Genomic DNA, 17,980 nt, shown 5'->3' with positions numbered 1-17,980 from the left:
TCCACGTGGAAGGGAGTCACGCCGATCATGCCGATCCACAATGCCGGATGCGCGGCCGTGTTCGCCGAGATTGCCGACATGCTCGAGATCCAGGGTGCCAATCCGTTCCGGGTGCGTGCCTACCGCAACGCAGCACGGACGATTGCCGACTACGGGCGCGATATCCCGACGATGATCGCGAACGGCGACGATCTCGGGAAGATCCCGTCGATCGGGCCCGATCTCGCGTCGAAGCTGCGCGAGATCGCCGCGACCGGTACCTGCGAACTACAGCAAACGCTGCGCCACGCGCTGCCGGGCGCGATCGTCGAGCTGCTCGACGTGCCGGGGCTCGGCGCGAAGCGTGTGAAGGCGCTCCATGACGCACTGCACGTCGATTCGCTCGAGCAGCTTCGCGCGGAAGCGAAGAACGGGCACGTGCGCGAGCTGCCGGGCTTCGGCCCGAAAACCGAAGCGCATCTGCTCGAAGCGATCGACGACCGGCTGAAGCGCGAACCCCAACGTTTCCTGCTGCCGGATGCGGCGCACTCGCTGCTGCCGCTGCTCGACCGCCTGCGCGCGATCGCGGGCGTCGGCAAGGTCGTGGCGGCCGGCAGTTTCCGCCGCCGGCGCGAGACGGTCGGCGATCTCGACATCCTCGTCACCGCACGTGATCCGGTGGCCGTCGCCGAAGCGTTCGTCGGCTATGGCGAGGTTGCGCGCGTGCTCGCGCACGGCAAGACGAAGTCGAGCGTCGTGCTCGCCAGCGGGTTGCAGGTCGACCTGCGCGTCGTCGATGCCGATGCGTTCGGCGCGGCGCTCGTCTACTTCACGGGATCGAAGGCGCACAACATCGCGTTGCGCAGGATCGCGCAGGCCGGCGGGCTGAAGATCAACGAATACGGCGTGTTTCGCGGCGACGAACGGATTGCCGGCGCGACCGAGGCGTCGGTCTATGCGGCGATCGGGTTGCACGACGTGCCGCCCGAGCTGCGCGAGGATCGCGGCGAGATCGACGCCGCGCGGGTGGGCGAGCTGCCGGCACTGGTCGAGCGCAAGCACATGCACGGCGATCTGCATGCGCATACCGACGCGTCGGCCGGCCGCGACAGCCTGCGTGCGATGGCCGATGCGGCACGCGCACGCGGGTTCGCGTACCTGGCCATCACCGACCGGGCACCGGATGCCGGCGGCAGCCGCAGCGACTTCGACTGGCTTGCCCGGCAGCTCGACGAGATCGATCGCCTCAACGCGTCGTTCGACGGTTTCGTGCTGCTCAAGGGCGTGGAGGCGAGCATTCGCGAGGATGGCAGCCTCGATGTGCCCGATGCGATGCTCGGCCGGCTCGATCTCGTGGTCGGTGCGGTACGCGACGGCTTCGCACTGTCGCGCGACGCGCAGACCGCGCGCATGCTGCGCGCGATGGACCATCCGCATTTCACGATTCTCGCGCACCCGACGGGCCGCGTGCTCGGCGAGCGCGATGCATGCGAACTCGACGTGCCGCGCGTGATCGTGCACGCCGCGGCGCGCGGCTGCTTCGTCGAACTCGATGCGCAGCCGCGGCGGCTCGACCTGCCGGACGTCTGGTGCCGCGAGGCCGCGAAGGCCGGCGTGCCGGTGGCGATCGGCTCGGATGCGTGCAGTGCGGACGAACTCGACAATCTGGCGTACGGCGTCGATCAGGCGCGACGTGGCTGGCTCACGCGGTCCGACGTGCTGAACACGCGCACGCTCGCGCAATTGAGGCCGCTGCTTGCACGCACGATGGGAGCGGGCGGCGCGTCGAAGCGCAGCGGCGGCGCGAAGGGCGCGTGAACGCAGCCGGCGGCGCGTGCCGTCGGCGGCTGGCCGGTCATGAATGCGGTCACGTCATACCAGTACGCCGGTCGCCGGCACATAGGGCAGACCGAGCGCCAGCGCGACGGCTTCGTACGTGATGTGTCCGTCGCACACGTTCAGGCCCGCGCGCAGATGCGGATCGTCGGTCATCGCCTGCTTCCAGCCCTTGTCGGCGAGCGCGAGCGCATGGGTGAGCGTCGCGTTGTTCAGCGCGAAGGTCGACGTACGCGCGACTGCGCCGGGCATGTTCGCGACGCAGTAGTGCACGACGCCGTCGACGACGAAGGTCGGGGCTGCGTGCGTCGTCGCATGCGAGGTCTCGAAGCATCCGCCCTGGTCGATCGCGACGTCGACGACGACTGCTCCCGTGCGCATCGTCGCGATCATGTCGCGCGTGACGAGCCGCGGCGCCGATGCGCCCGGCACGAGCACGGCGCCGATCACGACGTCGGCGTCGCGCACGGCTTCGTCGATCGTGTGTGCATTCGAGCAGACGGTCGCGATCCGGTTGGCGAAGACGAGGTCGAGCTGGCGCAGCCGGTTCACGTTGGTATCGAGCACGGTGACGCGCGCACCGAGGCCGACCGCCATCTGCAGGGCGCCGGTGCCCACCACGCCCGCGCCGAGCACGACGACATGCGCGGCCGGCACGCCGGGCACCCCGGCCATCAGCAGGCCGCGCCCGCCGCGCGGGCTTTCGAGGTGGGTCGCCGCGACCTGGATCGACATGCGCCCGGCCACCTCGCTCATCGGTGCGAGCAGCGGCAGGCCGCCGCCCGGGCCCGTCACGGTTTCGTACGCGATGCAGACGGCGCCCGACTTCACGAGTGCGGCCGCCTGGTCGGGATCGGGCGCGAGATGCAGGTACGTGTAGAGGATCTGCCCGCGCCGCAGCATCGCGCATTCCGCCGGCTGCGGCTCCTTGACCTTGATGATCATGTCGGCGCGCGCGAAGACTTCGTCGGCGCCGTCGCAGAGCGATGCGCCCGCGGCCGTGTAGTCGTTGTCGAGCAGGCCGATCGCCGTGCCCGCGCCGCGCTGCACCAATACGCGATGGCCGTGCCGCGTCAGTTCGCGCGCGCCGGCTGGCGTGAGGCCCACGCGATATTCGTGGTTCTTGATCTCTTTCGGCACACCGATCAGCATGAGTCGCCTCCATGGCCTTCGTTATCGTTGTCGTGCAGGTGCGCCATGCGGCGAACGATGCCCGTGCGGCCGATCGCGCAGGGGCGTATCGACCGCAGTACTGGAATAACAGGGTAGTAGTGCGCGAAGGGAAGTCAAGCGGCCGGGCTGCGCGTACCGGCGCGCGCACTGCATCGCAACATGCGCTGCTGCGGGTGACGGTGGCGGGTTGCGACCGGCGGTCGCAATGCACGTGTTGCCGGGTTTCGGTATCGTCACGTGTGTCGCGGACCGAGGCCGCGTGCCGGACCGCTGCCGGCAACACATCCAGATAACGAGACAACGACACGAGGACACTGACCGACATGACCGGAGCGTATTTCAGCGTGCCGACGCTTTGCGCAATCGCGCTCGTTCACGTCTACTGGGCGTTGGGCGGGCGGCGCGGCAAGGGGGCGGCCATTCCGGAGCAGGACGGCGAGCCGCTATTGCGGCCGACCGCCATCGGCACGCTCGCGGTCGCGGTGGCATTGCTGGGCGGCGCGTGCGTGGTTGCCGCGCGTGCCGGCTGGCTGGGGCCGAACACGTATCCCGGCACGATCTCGTTCGCGGTCGTTGCGTTCGCACTGATCTTCGCGGTGCGGGCCGTCGGCGATTTCCGTTACGTCGGCTTCTTCAAGCGGATTCGCGGGTCGCGTTTCGCACGCATGGACACGCTGTATTACTCGCCGCTTTGCGCGGCGCTGGCGCTGTCCATCGCGTCGATGTTCTGGCCGTGGTGAGCGCACGTCTCAGCGCGCGGGCCCGTCCATCTCTTTAAGGAATTCCGCCGGCACGGCGTCGGTCAGCCATACGCCGTTTTCCGCGACGAAGAACGTGTGGCCTTGCCGATGCATGCGCTGCGCATCGACCTCGAGTATCACGGGCACGCCGTAGCGCGTGCCGACGGCCAGTGCCGTCCCGATGTCCGGCGACAGATGCACGTGATGACGGGCGCCGGGTTTCAGCCCTTGCGCCCGAATCGAATCCAGGAAGCGCGTCGCAGTGCCGTGATACAGGCGCTCGGGCGGCTGCGCGGCCGGATAGCGGCGTTGCACGACGGGCGTCGAATGGCCTTGTACCGCACGGATGCGGCGGCCGTCGTCGGAGAGGGCGAAGCGCTGCTTGTCGTTCGTCGCGCAGACGGTTTCGAGCGTCGCACGATCGAGGCGGTGCCCGTGGCGAGCAGCGCCGGTAATCAGTTCGTCGATGTCGGCCCAGCCTTCCGGGTCGAGTTGCAGCCCGATCGACTGCGGCGCGTGGCGCAGCAGGTAGCTGAGCATTCGGCTGATGCCGGTCGCGTCGGTCGCCGGCAGTTCATTCTTCTTGTGTGGTTTCATGAGACGCGGAGGCTACCAGAGCACCGCGCAAAAGGGCACTCCCGGGTACCCCGCGTGGCTGGAAAGAGACAACCTTCGGCGCCGCTCGCCACACAACCATCCTCTACGTGACGCCCCGCATCAGTCGGGAATCACGCGATTCTTGTCGGTTCCGACTCCCGGATTTTTCAATTGTTGCGATTTTCGATGCATTGAATTGCATTGATACGACACTCAATGGAACCGGTTCCATTTATAATTCGCGGCACTTGTCGCCGGACCCGAAAGAGGGTCGTGCACGTCGCGCTTGCTGTCGGCAAACGCGGCGTCTAAGTTGAATGAGGGTCATGAGCGATGAAGGGCAGATGCAGGCAGATGCCGGTATTTGTCAGACGATAAGGCTCGCAAAGAAGCCGATCCGTGCAGCGCGACCTGAATTGGCGCGATGCGCGACTGCATGAAGGCGCTGTCGTGCTCGGCACGGGCGGCGCCTGCAGCGAGGTTGTTCGCAACAGACGAAAGAACAGGACGGCCAGCCGCATGCGGCATGGCTGCCATACCGGACATGCCGCATGCGGAGTGCGCGCGTCCGGGCCCCGAGCCCCAACGATCAACATCCGACCATGTCCACGCCACCTGACAAACCCAACTCGCGCCGCCGTTTCCTGCGCACGTCGGTCGCGCTCGTGCCGATCGCGTCGGTCGCCGGCTGCGACCTGCGTTCGTCGTCGCCTTCCGCGACGACTGGCAACGCGCCCGGTGCATCGGCCAACGCCGAACGCGCTCCGTACAAGCCGACCTTCTTCGATGCGAAGGAATGGGCGTTCGTCCAGGCCGCCGTCGACCGGCTGATTCCGGCCGACGCCGAAGGTCCCGGCGCGCTCGAATCGGGCGTGCCCGAATTCATCGACCGCCAGATGGAGACGCCGTATGCGCACGGCGCCACCTGGTATATGCAGGGCCCGTTCCAGCAAGGCGTGCCCGAGCTCGGCTACCAGCTGAAGCTGGTGCCGCGCGACATCTACCGGCTCGGCATCGCGGCGGTCAACCGTTATTGCGAGAAGACCCACGGCAAGGCGTTCGCGGATCTCGACGCGCCGACGCGCGACACCGTGCTCGGCGCGCTGGAGAAGGGCGGTGCGCAGATCGACGACGTGCCGCCCGGCGTGTTCTTCGGTCAGTTGCTGCAGAACACGCGCGAAGGGTACTTCTGCGATCCGGTGCATGGCGGCAATCACGACATGGCCGCGTGGAAGATGATCGGCTTTCCGGGCGCGCGCGCGGACTTCATGGATTTCGTCAACCAGAACGGCAAGTCGTATCCGTACGGCCCCGTCTCGATCAACGGGGAGCGCAGCTGATGGCCGCAGAGAAAAAGCCGCATGTCGATGCGGTGATCGTCGGCTTCGGCTGGACCGGCGCGATTCTCGCGAAGGAACTGACCGAAGCGGGCCTGAACGTCGTCGCGCTCGAGCGCGGCGAGTATCGCGACACCTATCCGGACGGCGCGTATCCGAACACGATCGACGAGCTGACCTACAACATCCGCAAGAAGCTGTTCCTCGACCTGTCGAAGACGACCGTGTCGATCCGTCATGGCCTGCAGGACACCGCGCTGCCGTACCGGCAGCTCGCCGCGTTCCTGCCGGGCGAAGGCGTCGGCGGCGCGGGGCTGCACTGGTCGGGCGTGCATTTCCGGATCACGCCGGAAGAGCTGCGCCTGCGCAGCCACTATGAAGAGCGCTACGGCAAGAAGTTCATCCCCGAAGGGATGACGATCCAGGACACGGGCGTGACCTACGAGGAGCTCGAGCCGCATTTCGATTTCGCCGAGAAGGTGTTCGGCACGTCGGGGCAGGCGTACAAGGTCGGCGGCAAGGTGGTTGGCGACGGCAACGTGTTCGAAGCGAACCGCAGCGACAACTTCCCGCTGCCCGCGCAGCTCAATACCTATTCGGCGCAGCGCTTCTCCGATGCGGCGAAGTCGCTCGGCCTGCATCCGTACCGGCTGCCGTCGGCGAACACGTCGGGCCCGTACACCAACCCGTACGGCGTGCAGATGGGCCCGTGCAACTTCTGCGGCTACTGCAGCGGTTACGCGTGCTACATGTACTCGAAGGCGTCGCCGAACCTGAACATCCTGCCTGCGCTGAAGCAGGCGCCGAACTTCGAGCTGCGCTCGAAGTGCCACGTGCTGCGCGTCGACCTCGACGATACGAAGAAGCGCGCGACGGGCGTGACCTACGTCGACCCGGCCGGGCGCGAAGTGCACCAGCCGGCCGATCTCGTGATCGTGGCCGCGTTCCAGTATCACAACGTGCATCTGCTGCTGCTGTCGGGCATCGGCAAGCCGTACGACCCGATCTCGGGCGAAGGCGTCGTGGGGCGCAATTTCGCGTACCAGAACCTGTCGACGATCAAGGCGTACTTCGACAAGGACACCTACACGAATCCGTTCATCGGCGCGGGCGGCAACGGCGTCGCGGTGGACGATTTCAACGCGGACAACTTCGACCACGGCCCGCTCGGCTTCGTCGGCGGCTCGCCGCTGTGGGTGAACCAGGCCGGCGTGAAACCGATCAGCGGCATCGCGACGCCGCCCGGTACGCCGCAGTGGGGCTCGGCGTGGAAGAAGGCGGTCAAGGACAACTACGCGCACACGATCTCGATGGACGCGCACGGCACCAACATGTCGTACCGCGACGTGTATCTCGACCTCGATCCGACCTATCGCGATTCGTACGGCCAGCCGCTGTTGCGGATGACCTTCGACTGGAAGGACAACGACATCAAGATGGCGCAGTACGTGACCGGGCAGATGAAGAAGATCGCGGAAGCAATGGGGCCGAAGGCGATCGGCGTGTCGACGCGCGAGTTCGGCAAGCACTTCGACTCGCGCCAGTACCAGACGACCCACCTCGTCGGCGGCGCGATCATGGGCACCGACCCGAAGACGAGCGTGCTGAACCGCTACCTGCAGTGCTGGGACGTGCACAACGTGTTCGTGATGGGCGCATCGGCGCTGCCGCAGGGCATCGGCTACAACCCGACCGGGATCATCGCGGCGCTGGCCTACTGGTCGGCACGTGCGATCCGCGAGCAATACCTGAAAAATCCCGCCCCGCTGGTGACCGTATGAAGAGGACGATGAACCACAACGTCGCGCGCCGGATGACGCGCGCGCTGGCGGCCGGTGCGGCCTGGGCCGCGTTCGGCTTCGCGGGCACGGCGGCATTGGCGCAGCCGGCAGCGCCCGCGGCGGCTTCCGGCCCGGCGGCCGCACCCGCGGCCCCATCCGCCGACGCGGCCCTGATCAAGCGCGGCGAATACCTCGCGCGGGCAGGCGACTGCATCGCATGTCACACCGCGAGCGGCGGCAAGCCGTTCGCGGGCGGGCTGAAATTCGACACGCCGATCGGCGGGATCTACTCGACGAACATCACGCCGGACCCGAAAACGGGCCTGGGCGGCTGGACCGTCGAGGACTTCACGCGCGCGGTGCGCGAAGGCGTGCGCAAGAACGGCGACACGATGTATCCGGCGATGCCGTTCCCGTCCTATGCGCGCCTGACCGACGACGACATGAAGGCGCTGTACGCGTACTTCATGCACGGCGTCGCGCCGGTCGAGCATGAGAACCGCGCGGTCGACATCGTGTGGCCGCTGTCGATGCGCTGGCCGCTCGGGATCTGGCGCAAGATGTTCGCGCCGACGCCGAAGCCGTTCGACGCGGCGCCGTACACCAATCCGGTGGTCGCGCGCGGTGCGTATCTCGTGCAGGGTCTCGGCCACTGCGGCGCATGCCATACGCCGCGTGCGCCGACCATGCAGGAGCGCGGGCTGACCGACGCGGACGGCCAGGACTTCCTGGCCGGCGGCGCGGCGATCGACGGCTGGGTGCCGACGAGCCTGCGCGGCGAGCCGCGCACGGGCCTCGGCACGTGGACGGAAACCGAGATCGTGCAGTTCCTGAAGACGGGCCGCACGCTGCGCACGGCCGCGTTCGGCGGGATGACGGACGTGGTCGGCCACAGCATGCAGCACATGACCGACGGTGACCTGACCGCGATCGCGCGCTACCTGAAGACGCTGCCGCCGCGCGTGCAGGGCGAACAGCCGCACGTGTACGACGCGGCCGCCGCGAAGGCGCTGCAGACTGGCGACGCGAGCAAGCCGGGCGCGGCCGTCTATCGCGACAACTGCATGGCCTGCCACCGCAGCGACGGCCACGGCTACACGCGCGTGTTCCCGGCGCTCGCCGGCAACCCGGTCGTGCAGGGCGACGATCCGACCTCGCTGATCCACGTGGTGCTGGAAGGCAGCGCGCTGCAGGGGACGCGCACCGCGCCGTCGACGTTCACGATGCCGCCGTTCGGCTGGCGCCTGTCGGACCAGGAAGTCGCGGACGTGTCCAACTTCGTGCGCACGAGCTGGGGCAACACGGGTGCTGCCGTGACGGCCGCGCAGGTCGCGAAGGTGCGCAAGAGCGTGCCGTCGACCCGGCCCGAAGCGCCGCCGGGCGCACGGTTCCCGCAAGCGTCGCGTTGACGGGGCGGCGGGGCGCCAGCCCCGCCTGTCCGATGGGCTTCAGGGCGCCGCCGCATCCGCGCGGCGCCTTTCTTTTCGCCGGGGTTGCACCCCGCAAAGGCGCGCCACCGCGTGAATTTTTCGCGGCGGCGCGCCATTTTTCCGCCTCATCCCTTATCCTTTCATTCTTGAACCTTACTAAATAGTTACAAGAACTTCGGGAGGGGGGATGCCTCATGACGTCAGCCTGATTGCGTTGCTCGCGGCCGGTTTCGGTCTCGCGATGGTCTTCGGTTATTTCGCGTCGCTGTTGAAAATGCCGCCGCTCGTCGGCTATCTGCTCGCCGGGATCGTGATCGGCCCCGGCACGCCCGGCTTCGTCGGCGACCTGTCGCTCGCGCAGCAGCTCGCCGAAGTCGGCGTGATGCTGCTGATGTTCGGCGTCGGCCTGCATTTCTCGCTCGGCGATCTGCTCGCGGTGCGCAAGATCGCACTGCCGGGCGCGATCGTCCAGATTACGGTGGCCACGCTGCTCGGCGGCGGGCTCGCGCTCACCTGGGGCTGGAGCATCGGCGCGGCGCTCGTGTTCGGGCTCGCGCTGTCGGTCGCGAGCACGGTGGTGCTGCTGCGTGCGCTCGAAGGGCGCGGGCTGGTCGAGACGGTCAACGGGCGCATCGCGGTCGGCTGGCTCGTCGTCGAGGATCTCGTGATGGTGCTCGTGCTGGTGCTGCTGCCGCCCGTCGCGGGGCTGCTCGGCGGTACGCCGCCCGGCGACGCGCATGCGGCCGGCGGCAGCGTGTGGGGCACGCTCGGCGTCACGATGCTGAAGGTCGCGGCGTTCATTGCGCTGATGCTGGTGGTCGGCAAGCGCGTGTTCCCGCGCATTCTGTGGCTCGTCGCGCGCACGGGTTCACGCGAATTGTTCACGCTTTGCATGATTGCCGCGGCGGTCGGCATCGCGTTCGGCGCGGCGAAGCTGTTCGACGTGTCGTTCGCGCTCGGCGCGTTCTTCGCCGGGATGATGATGCGCGAGTCGGAGTTCAGCCGGCGCGCGGCCGACGAGACGCTGCCGCTGCGCGACGCGTTCTCGGTGCTGTTCTTCATTTCGGTCGGGATGCTGTTCGACCCGAAGATCCTGCTCGCGGAGCCGCTGCACGTGATCGAGGTCGCGGCGATCGTGGTGATCGGCAAGACGCTCGCGGCGGTCGCGCTCGTGATCGCGTTCCGCTATCCGCTGAATACCGCGCTGACGGTCGGTGCGGGTCTCGCGCAGATCGGCGAATTCTCGTTCATCCTCGCCGGGCTCGGCCGCGCGCTCGGCCTGCTGTCGGCCGAGGGGCAGAGCCTGATTCTGGCCGTCGCGCTGATCTCGATCGCGATGAACACGCTGCTGTTCGCTATGATCGATCCGGCGCTCGCGTGGATTCGCAAGCATTCGGCGTTCGCGCGCAAGCTCGAGGCCCGCGACGATCCGCTCGCCGCGCTGCCGATGTCGACGCCGCAGACGCACCTGACCGGGCAGGTCGTGATCGTCGGCTACGGCAAGGTCGGCACGCGCATCGCGCACGCGCTGGACGAGCGCGGCATCGCGTATGTCGTCGTCGAGCAGAATCGCGAACTCGTCGAGAAGCTGCGTGAAGAAGGTGTTGCGGCCGTGTCGGGCGACGCGATCGAGCCGATCGTGCTCGTGCAGGCGCATATCGCGCGCGCCGGGATGCTGGTCGTCACGCTGCCCGATGTGTTCGACGTGCGGCAGATCGTCGAGATCTCGCGCACCTTGAATCCGGCGCTCGAGGTCGTGCTGTGCACGAACAGCGGCGACGAGGCCGCACTGCTGTCGAACGAGGGTATCGGCACCGTGTTCATGGGCGAGACCGAACTCGCGCGCGGAATGACCGAGCACGTGCTCGGCAGGATGACGAAGCCGGCTGCGGCCGCCGCGCATTGACGGCGCGCGGCATCGCGCCGCGTGCCGGGCGGGGCGCGGCGGCCCGGGCGGCCGCCGGCCCTGCGTGCTTCCGTTTCAGTAGAACGTCTCCAGCGTCAGTTCCTGCGCCATCACGCGATTGCCGGCCAGCAGGCCGCCATCGACGGGCAGCACCACACCGGTGATGATCCGTGCAGCCGGCGAGCACAGGAACAGCGCGGCCTGCGCGACGTCGTCGGGTGTCGCGAAATCGTCGAGCGGATACCACTTCCTCAACGCCTCGAACACCTGCGGGTTGCGCGCCACACGCGCTTCCCACGCGGGTGTCTTCACGGTGCCCGGCAGCACGATGTTCGCGCGCACGCCGTCGCGGCCGAATTCGATCGCGAGCGATTTCGTATAGCTGATCAGCCCGGCCTTCGCCGCGCTGTACGCCGGATGCCCGAGCGCATGCACGCCGTTGACCGAACCGATGATCGCGATCGCGCCGCGCCCGCGCGCCCGCATGCCGGGCAGCACGGCTTCGACGCTCACGTAGGTGGCCGTCAGGTTCGCGTCGAGATCCGTGCGCCAGGTGGCGGGCGTCGTGTCGCGCAGCGTGGTCGACGCCGCCGTGCCCGCGTTCGCGACGAGCACGTCGACCGGCGGCTGCGATTCGAGCAGCGAACGCAGCTGCTCGACGTCGGTCAGGTCGTCGACGAGCGGCGTCGCGTGCGCGTCGTCGAGCGTTTCGAGGAAGCGGTCGAGCGCCGCGCGGTCGCGATCGAGCGCGAGCACGCGGTCGCCCGCGGCGAGGAAGGTGCGGCACAGCGCCTGGCCAATGCCGCCGGCGGCGCCCGTCACGAGGGTGGTGCGTGTCATGTCGGCTCCTTGTACCGGCTCACAGGCCGAGCGCGGCGCGCGCCTGCTTTTCGTTGTCGCGCGTGATCAGCGTGCCGGACGTCAGCACGAGCGGCGGCGGCACTTGGTTCTTCGTGATCCAGTCGACCATGTTGATGCTCGTCTGGTAGCCGTGCTGGCGCGGATTCAGCAGGATCGAGCCGTAGAAGCCCGTCGGTTTCGGCTTCGCGAATTCGTTGAGCGCGACCTGGCTGCCGTTGATGCCGACCGCGACCATCGCGTCGGCGCCGATGCCGCGCCCCTCGGCGGCGCGCACCGCGCCGACCGTCGTGTCGTCGTTCGAGCCGAATGCGACCCAGCGCTTGAAATTCGCATGCTTGGTGAGCGCGATGTTCGCCGCGTTGAACGCGCCTTCGGTGTCGGCCGTCATTTCGGGCGCGTCGATCACGTTCGCGGCCGGGAAGCCGGCGGCCTTGAGCGCGTCCACCGCGCCGGTCGTGCGCTCTTTCGCGGTCGGCAACTGGTCGTATGCGATCCGGATGATGCCGACCTCGGCCGGATTCCAGCCGCGCCGCTTCGTCTCGTCCGCGATCGCCTGGCCGACCTGCTGGCCGATCTTGTACGCGGAGATGCCCATGTGCGGCACGCCCTGGAGCGCCGCGCCGCGGCCGTCGACGAGCTGGTCGTCGACCGACATCAGCTTGATCCCCGCGCGCTTCGCCTTCGCCGCGATGCCGGGACCGAGCTTCACGTCGGGGGCGCAGATGATCACGCCCTGCGCCTTTTGCGCGGCGAGGCTGTCGAGCGCGGTCGACACCTTTTCGCCGCTCGGCGTCGCAATCTTGATCAGCGTGAAGTGCCGTTCCTTCGCCGCCTGCTCGGCGAAGCGCCATTCGTCCTGGAACCACGGATCGTCCGGCTGTTTGACGAGGAAGCCGATTTTCACGTCGGCGGGGTCGGCGGCATGGGCGGGCGCCCCGACGACCAGTGCCGCGCTCGCGATGGCCAGTGCGAGCGTCTTCCAGTGGAATCGCATGCGTCTCTCTCCTTTGTTGTAGTCGCGCACGTGGGCAGGGCTGCCCGACGCGCGCAAAAAATTGTAGGAGGAGGCAGCGGAAACGCTCAAATGATGCGCGGCGTTCCTAGAAGGTGGGACGGTGCCCGATGGCGGGGAAGTGTGAGGCGGCGACGAGGTTGTCGGGGTGCGACACGCCGGGGCGGCGCGTCGCTCGGGCTGGGTCGATTACCCCGCCGCCGTGTTTGCCTGCACTGGTGTTCTCGACGGCGCGGCAGTCTTCAGCGATGCGGCGGTTTTCGGCCCAGCGGCTGTCCTGGCCGGCGTCGCCGCCGCTTTCGGTGCCGCCACCGTCTTCTGCGGCGCAACGGCTTTCGCCGGCGGGTTTTTCTCGGGCTCGACCGGTGCGTCGGGCGGCACGCCGAGCAACTGCAGCGAGCCGCTCGTGACCGACGCGAACACCGGGCCGGCCACCGTGCCGCCGTAATAGCCCTTGCCGCGCGGCTCGTCGATCATCACCGCGACGATCAGGCGCGGGTTGCTCATCGGCGCCATCCCGGCGAACAGCGCGCGGTACTTGCCCTTCGCATAGGTTGCGCCGACCTGCTTGCGCGCGGTACCGGTCTTGCCGCCGATCCGGTAGCCGTCGACGCGCGCGCGGCGCCCCGTGCCGCCTTCGCCGACCGCCATCTCGAGCATCGAACGGATCGCCGCGGCCGTCTGTGGCGACGTCACGCGGTGGCCGCGATGCGCGTCGATCGTTTGCTGGTCGGTGCCGTTCTTCAGCAGCGACACCGGGTGCAGCGTGCCGTCGCCCGCATAGGCCGTGTAGGTCTGCGCGATCTGCAGCAGCGACATCGACAGCCCGTAGCCGTATGCCATCGTCGCCTGCTCGATCGGCCGCCAGCGCTTGTAGCCGCGCAGCCGGCCCGACGCGACGCCCGGGAACGTGAGTTCCGGCGCGCGGCCGATCCCGTATTCCTGGTATTTGTTCCAGATCGTTTCGGCGGGCAGGTTCAGCGCGAGCTTCGCGAGCGCGACGTTGCTCGACTTCTGCAGCGCCTGCGACACCGTCAGAGACCCGTGATTCGACGTGTCGTGGATCACGGCCGGGCCGATCTTGTAGGTGCCCGGCGACGTGTTGATGATCGTGTTCGGCGTGACCTTGCGCTCGTCGATCGACAGCGCGACGACGAGCGGCTTGATCGTCGAGCCCGGCTCGAACGTGTCGATCACCGCGCGATTGCGCAACTGCTGGCCGGTGAGGCGCGCGCGGTCGTTCGGGTCGAAGGTCGGATAGTTCGCGAGCGCGAGGATCTCGCCGTTCTGCGCGTCGAGCACCACGACGCTGCCGGCCACGGCGTTGTTCTCGACCACGGCCGCCTTGAGCTGGCTGAACGCGAGCTGCTGGATGCGGCGGTCGATCGTCAGTTCGATCGTGGCGCCGTGCTGCGCCGGGACGAGCGGGCGCGTGTCCGACACGATGCGGCCGAGCCGGTCGCGGATCACCTCGCGCTGCCCGGACGTGCCCACCAGGCGCGCATTCGCGGCGAGTTCGACGCCTTCCTGGCCCTTGTCCTCGACGTTCGTGAAGCCCACCACGTGCGCGGCCGATTCGCCTTCCGGGTAGAAACGCTTCGAATCGGCGATCTGCGTGATGCCGTCGATCGCGAGCTTGTCCAGCTTGCCCGCGGTGTCCGCGTCGACCTGCCGCTTGAGCAGCACGAACGTCTTGTCGTTGCCGAGGCGCCGCTTGACCTCGGCGAGCGGCATGTCGAGCAGCTTCGAGATCTGCGGGTAGTCGGTGTCGGCGACCTGTTTCGGGTTCGCCCAGATTTCATAGGTCGACAGGCTGACGGCGAGCATCGCGCCGTTGCGGTCGACGATGCGCCCGCGCGTCGCGTCGAGCTCGATCGTGCGCTGGTAGCGTTTCTGACCCTGGCCGACGTAGAACTCCTTGTTCGCGACCTGCACCCAGAAGGCGCGGCCGATCAGCGCGGCGAACGCGAGGAACACGATGATCACGATCAGCTTCGAGCGCCACATCGGCAGGCGTGACGCGAGCATCGGATTCTTGGTCGCGGCCGCGTACGGATCGGCGGGGTGGGTCTTCTTTTTCACGCTCATGCAATGGCCGGGTCGGGCCGCCCGAGGGCGGTGAGTCAGTCTGAATAATGCAATTGTAATAAATGAGTAAACACCGTGTGGGGAAAGTATGTTCCGGCCCCGAGAAAAAGCCGGTATCGGCGCGCTGACACAGGCCGGAAAAGGCACGCGGGAAGCGGCATTACACGGAAGCAGCGGACGATTAAAGGCGGGCGATTCGGGACCTGTAAATCGGAGGGCTGGCGATTTCAGGTCCGGATCGATGCTGATCCTCGCCGGTGGGCGATCAATTGATCGGTTCGCGGTTATTTCTTTAAACCGGAAAATGAAAAGCGCCCCGAAACGGGGCGCCGTTAATGCTGAATATCGAAATAAATATCGCTGAAACCGGAATAAACCCGAAAACCGCAGACGAATTGCATCGATAATTTCTATCGGTCGACGGAAATGAATTCCCGGTATTCCGGCTCACTCGTGCAGCGGTCGACAGCCTGCAGTCGCCACGCGGCGGGGTGATTGCCGGCGAGCACCGCGGGGCCCTGTTCGCGCTGCGTCGCATCGAACGACAGTCCCTTCAACTGGCACACGGCATTCCCGCTGTCGGCCGCGCAGAGCGCCATTGCGCCCTCGACGTCGCGGACCTTGCCCCAGGTCGGGAGATCCATGCCTTGGTGTGCTTCGCGCGACCACAGCCCCTCGTCGGTATCGACCCACAGTACCGCGAAGGCGTTCCGGGTTGCCGATTCGCTGCCATTAATCCGAATGGTGAGGCGCATTGTGATCGTCTCCTATAAAAATGACGCGTTCGACCGTTTTGACTTGATCAGTCTAGATAGACTGGTGTGAAACGCAAGTGATAATCCGCAATAAATTCATATTGAGTCCATTTCGATTTCAGATGGAACGACGTCTGATGATGCATGGTTATTCCGGTAGCGTGCGCAAACCCGCGCGTACCGGCGATCGCGGTGCCGAGGGGGCAGGGCCGATCATCGAGACATGGGATGACATGGCCGCGAGGCGCGTCGATCTGTCGCGTGCGGCCGGCTGCGGAAACCGGGCCGATCCGAGGCGGTACCGCACCGCCGAAAAGCGGCCCGACCGGAGGTTGCGGCGTCTTGACGGCGCGCCCGGGACGACAGACTCCGACAATCCCGTACAAATCGGCACACTTTCACGAAACTTTCGGGACAGACTTGCCTGCGGTCGGGCCCCACACTGGGATCTTCCCGATCCAGTGCCGCGGACGCCCGTCCTCGGCGGCTGCCGCCGCCTCGTGCCAGAGACGCGATCGACGCGATCGCGGGCCGCACGCCCGATCGGGACTGCCGGGGCGCGCGTCAGGCCCCGGCCCGGCCGGTGAGCCGTGCGCAGCCCGCAACCGCGGGCGTCGCGCCGCCCGGCCGACTCTTCGAAGGAGACTATCGTGCTGATCTGGAAAACCGCGTTGTCGCTCAACTGGCGGACGAGCCTCGTGTCGCCGGCCAGCGCACCGGTCGCGGCGGCGAACGTCGGGCGGCTGGTGCTGACCGGCGCAACCGGCTTCATCGGCAGTACCGTACTGACGGCGCTCGTCAATGCGGGGCTGCTCGACCGCATCGTCTGTGTCGTGCGTGCGCAGGATCGCGGCCACGCCGTCGCGCGGCTGCGCGAAGCGGCGCTGCGCGCGGGGCTGGCGCCGTACTGGGCGTCGCGCCTGACCGATGCGAACGTGATCGTCGGTGCGCTCGGCGACGTGTGGCAGGGCGCCGACGCGCCGCGCCTCGCCGCCGCGACGCACGTGATTCATTGCGCAGGCCATGCGTCGCCGGCCGACGGCGCGCACCTGCGGGCCGACATCGCCGATGCAGTGCGCTTCGCTGAACGCTTCGCCCGGGCGCCGCGCCTGCAGCGCTTCGTGTACGTCGGCACGGCCTATGCGCATGCGGGCCGCGGCGGGATCGTGCAGGAAGAAGCCGCGGCCGATGCGGCGAACGACGTCGCGCGCGACGAAGAAGGCCTGCCGGGTGCGGTGCTCGCGGCGGACTACCTGCATGCGAAGGCCGAGACCGAGCAGCGCCTGCGGGCGCTCGGGCTGCCGCTCGTCGTGGTGCGGCCGTCGCATGTGGTCGGCCACACGGTGCTCGGTACGCGGCCCGCGCCGAATTCGTTCTGGATGTTCCGGCTCGCGCATGCCGCGCGCCGCTTCACCGCGCGGCCGATGACGCGCATCGACATCGTGTCGGTGGACGACGTGGCGCGTGCGACGATGCTGCTGGCCGTCAAGCCGACGCTCGCGCACGACCTGTATCACGTGTCGGCCGGCGACGAGGCGCCGCAGGTCGCGCAGATCGTGCGTGCGATGGACGAGGCGGCGGGCATGACGGGCGCGCCGCGCTATGCGGCGTGTGCGCCGGCCGAGTTGCCGCTCGTGGTGCGCGATGTGCTGGGGCGGACCGATCCGGCACTCGAACGCGTGATCGGCCGGGCACTGCAGCGCTGCGGGGAATTCGCGACGGTCGATCGCGTGTTCGACAACCGCCGCGTGCGCGACGAAATCGATTTCGAGCCGTTGCCGTTCATCGATTACGTCGAGGAATGCATGCGCACGTCGCGCGGCGTGGCCGTGACCGAGCTGATCCGCGGCACGGCGCACTGACCGCCCGCGCCGCACGGGCGCCCGTTCCCGCGGTTGGCGGGAACGGGCGCCGTTTTCACGTGTTGCCGCCGAGCTCGATGAGCCGGTCGAGCGCGCGATAGATGTCTTCGAGGCCGTCCTGGCCGAACCGTGATTCGAGCTGCCGGTACTGCTCGTCGATCCGCGGACCGATTTCCGTGACCAGTTTCCTGCTTTGCGGCGTCAGGCTGACCAACAGCCGGCGCTGATCTTCCTGCGCGCGCGTGCGCGTGATCAGGCCGTCGCGCTCCATCCGTTCCAGCACGCCCGTGAGGCTCGGGCTCAGGATGCAGCAGCGTCGCGCGATCTGTCCCGCTTCGAGCGCCTGCGCCGGTTCGCCGTCGAGCACGCGGATGATCCGCCATTGCTGTTCGGTCAGCGCGAATTCCTTGAGAATGGGGCGAAACAGACCCATCAGCGTTTCGCGGGCCTCGAGCAGCAGCATGGCCAGGTTGCGGTGGTCGAGCGTACGGTTCATCGGGGAGGGCAGAGGACGGGGACGCATCAATCTTAACAGCCGCGGGGAGTGAATTTCGCATATCAGGGTAATCGAGGTTGCCAGCGTTCGATTGTTTACTTAAGATATTAACTATTGACGATGCGCC

Annotated in this window: 14 protein-coding genes; 7 read left to right on the top strand and 7 right to left on the bottom strand. The window is 67.7% G+C overall.

Annotated elements, in window-relative coordinates; translation table 11 throughout:
* The first annotated feature begins 27 nt into the window (after window positions 1-27).
* Complete coding sequence (gene polX, locus F3J15_RS08450; protein ID WP_166889696.1) at window positions 28-1,797, top strand: DNA polymerase/3'-5' exonuclease PolX; 1,770 nt, start codon at window positions 28-30, stop codon at window positions 1,795-1,797.
* A gap of 54 nt (window positions 1,798-1,851) precedes the next feature.
* Here polX and ald read toward each other — a convergent pair whose 3' ends face one another.
* Window positions 1,852-2,967: an alanine dehydrogenase gene (ald, locus tag F3J15_RS08445; RefSeq protein WP_166889693.1), complete on the bottom strand. Its 1,116-nt coding sequence runs from the start codon at window positions 2,965-2,967 to the stop codon at window positions 1,852-1,854.
* 344 nt (window positions 2,968-3,311) lie between these two features.
* Here ald and F3J15_RS08440 point away from each other — a divergent pair, with 344 nt between their 5' ends.
* Window positions 3,312-3,728 (top strand): DUF3995 domain-containing protein, encoded by a 417-nt coding sequence (locus F3J15_RS08440; protein WP_089458066.1) that lies wholly within the window; start codon window positions 3,312-3,314, stop codon window positions 3,726-3,728.
* A 9-nt stretch (window positions 3,729-3,737) separates the two neighbouring features.
* Here F3J15_RS08440 and F3J15_RS08435 read toward each other — a convergent pair whose 3' ends face one another.
* A complete protein-coding gene (locus tag F3J15_RS08435; RefSeq protein ID WP_166889690.1) occupies window positions 3,738-4,325 on the bottom strand; it encodes an RNA 2'-phosphotransferase in 588 nt (195 codons plus the stop codon).
* A gap of 602 nt (window positions 4,326-4,927) precedes the next feature.
* On the opposite strand from F3J15_RS08435, the gene F3J15_RS08430 reads away from it, so the two are divergent.
* The 4 genes from F3J15_RS08430 to F3J15_RS08415 all read left to right on the top strand — a co-directional run bounded on the left by F3J15_RS08430 (window position 4,928) and on the right by F3J15_RS08415 (window position 10,779).
* Window positions 4,928-5,665 carry a gluconate 2-dehydrogenase subunit 3 family protein gene (locus F3J15_RS08430; RefSeq protein ID WP_039356908.1) on the top strand — a complete coding sequence of 246 codons (738 nt, stop codon included), beginning with the start codon at window positions 4,928-4,930 and terminating at the stop codon, window positions 5,663-5,665.
* The gene (locus tag F3J15_RS08425) at window positions 5,665-7,443 is read left to right on the top strand and encodes a GMC family oxidoreductase (protein WP_069251417.1); all 1,779 of its coding nucleotides are present in this window, start codon (window positions 5,665-5,667) and stop codon (window positions 7,441-7,443) included. Before F3J15_RS08430 ends, F3J15_RS08425 begins: the two co-directional genes overlap by 1 nt.
* Window positions 7,440-8,852 (top strand): cytochrome c, encoded by a 1,413-nt coding sequence (locus F3J15_RS08420; protein ID WP_166889687.1) that lies wholly within the window; start codon window positions 7,440-7,442, stop codon window positions 8,850-8,852. Before F3J15_RS08425 ends, F3J15_RS08420 begins: the two co-directional genes overlap by 4 nt.
* A 208-nt stretch (window positions 8,853-9,060) precedes the next feature.
* Window positions 9,061-10,779: a cation:proton antiporter gene (locus tag F3J15_RS08415; RefSeq protein ID WP_166889684.1), complete on the top strand. Its 1,719-nt coding sequence runs from the start codon at window positions 9,061-9,063 to the stop codon at window positions 10,777-10,779.
* Between the two features lie 75 nt (window positions 10,780-10,854).
* Here F3J15_RS08415 and F3J15_RS08410 read toward each other — a convergent pair whose 3' ends face one another.
* The 4 genes from F3J15_RS08410 to F3J15_RS08395 all read right to left on the bottom strand — a co-directional run bounded on the left by F3J15_RS08410 (window position 10,855) and on the right by F3J15_RS08395 (window position 15,495).
* The gene (locus tag F3J15_RS08410) at window positions 10,855-11,619 is read right to left on the bottom strand and encodes an SDR family oxidoreductase (protein WP_166889681.1); all 765 of its coding nucleotides are present in this window, start codon (window positions 11,617-11,619) and stop codon (window positions 10,855-10,857) included.
* A 19-nt stretch (window positions 11,620-11,638) separates the two neighbouring features.
* Window positions 11,639-12,634 carry an arabinose ABC transporter substrate-binding protein gene (locus F3J15_RS08405; protein WP_166889678.1) on the bottom strand — a complete coding sequence of 332 codons (996 nt, stop codon included), beginning with the start codon at window positions 12,632-12,634 and terminating at the stop codon, window positions 11,639-11,641.
* A 207-nt stretch (window positions 12,635-12,841) separates the two neighbouring features.
* Window positions 12,842-14,740: a penicillin-binding protein 2 gene (locus F3J15_RS08400; RefSeq protein WP_166889676.1), complete on the bottom strand. Its 1,899-nt coding sequence runs from the start codon at window positions 14,738-14,740 to the stop codon at window positions 12,842-12,844.
* A 410-nt stretch (window positions 14,741-15,150) separates the two neighbouring features.
* Window positions 15,151-15,495, bottom strand: coding sequence for a DUF3564 family protein (locus tag F3J15_RS08395; protein WP_069251422.1), 345 nt, complete (start codon window positions 15,493-15,495; stop codon window positions 15,151-15,153).
* Between the two features lie 650 nt (window positions 15,496-16,145).
* On the opposite strand from F3J15_RS08395, the gene F3J15_RS08390 reads away from it, so the two are divergent.
* A complete protein-coding gene (locus F3J15_RS08390) occupies window positions 16,146-17,357 on the top strand; it encodes an SDR family oxidoreductase (RefSeq protein ID WP_166889673.1) in 1,212 nt (403 codons plus the stop codon).
* 55 nt (window positions 17,358-17,412) lie between these two features.
* Here F3J15_RS08390 and hpaR read toward each other — a convergent pair whose 3' ends face one another.
* Window positions 17,413-17,853 (bottom strand): homoprotocatechuate degradation operon regulator HpaR, encoded by a 441-nt coding sequence (hpaR, locus tag F3J15_RS08385; RefSeq protein ID WP_039356885.1) that lies wholly within the window; start codon window positions 17,851-17,853, stop codon window positions 17,413-17,415.
* Window positions 17,854-17,980: the final 127 nt, after the last annotated feature.

It is taken from the genome of Burkholderia sp. Ap-955, from assembly GCF_011753045.1.
Taxonomy (GTDB): Bacteria; Pseudomonadota; Gammaproteobacteria; order Burkholderiales; family Burkholderiaceae; genus Burkholderia; species Burkholderia lata_D.
The sequence above is the reverse complement of the archived record's forward strand: the minus strand, read 5'-3'. Positions and strand labels throughout refer to the sequence as shown.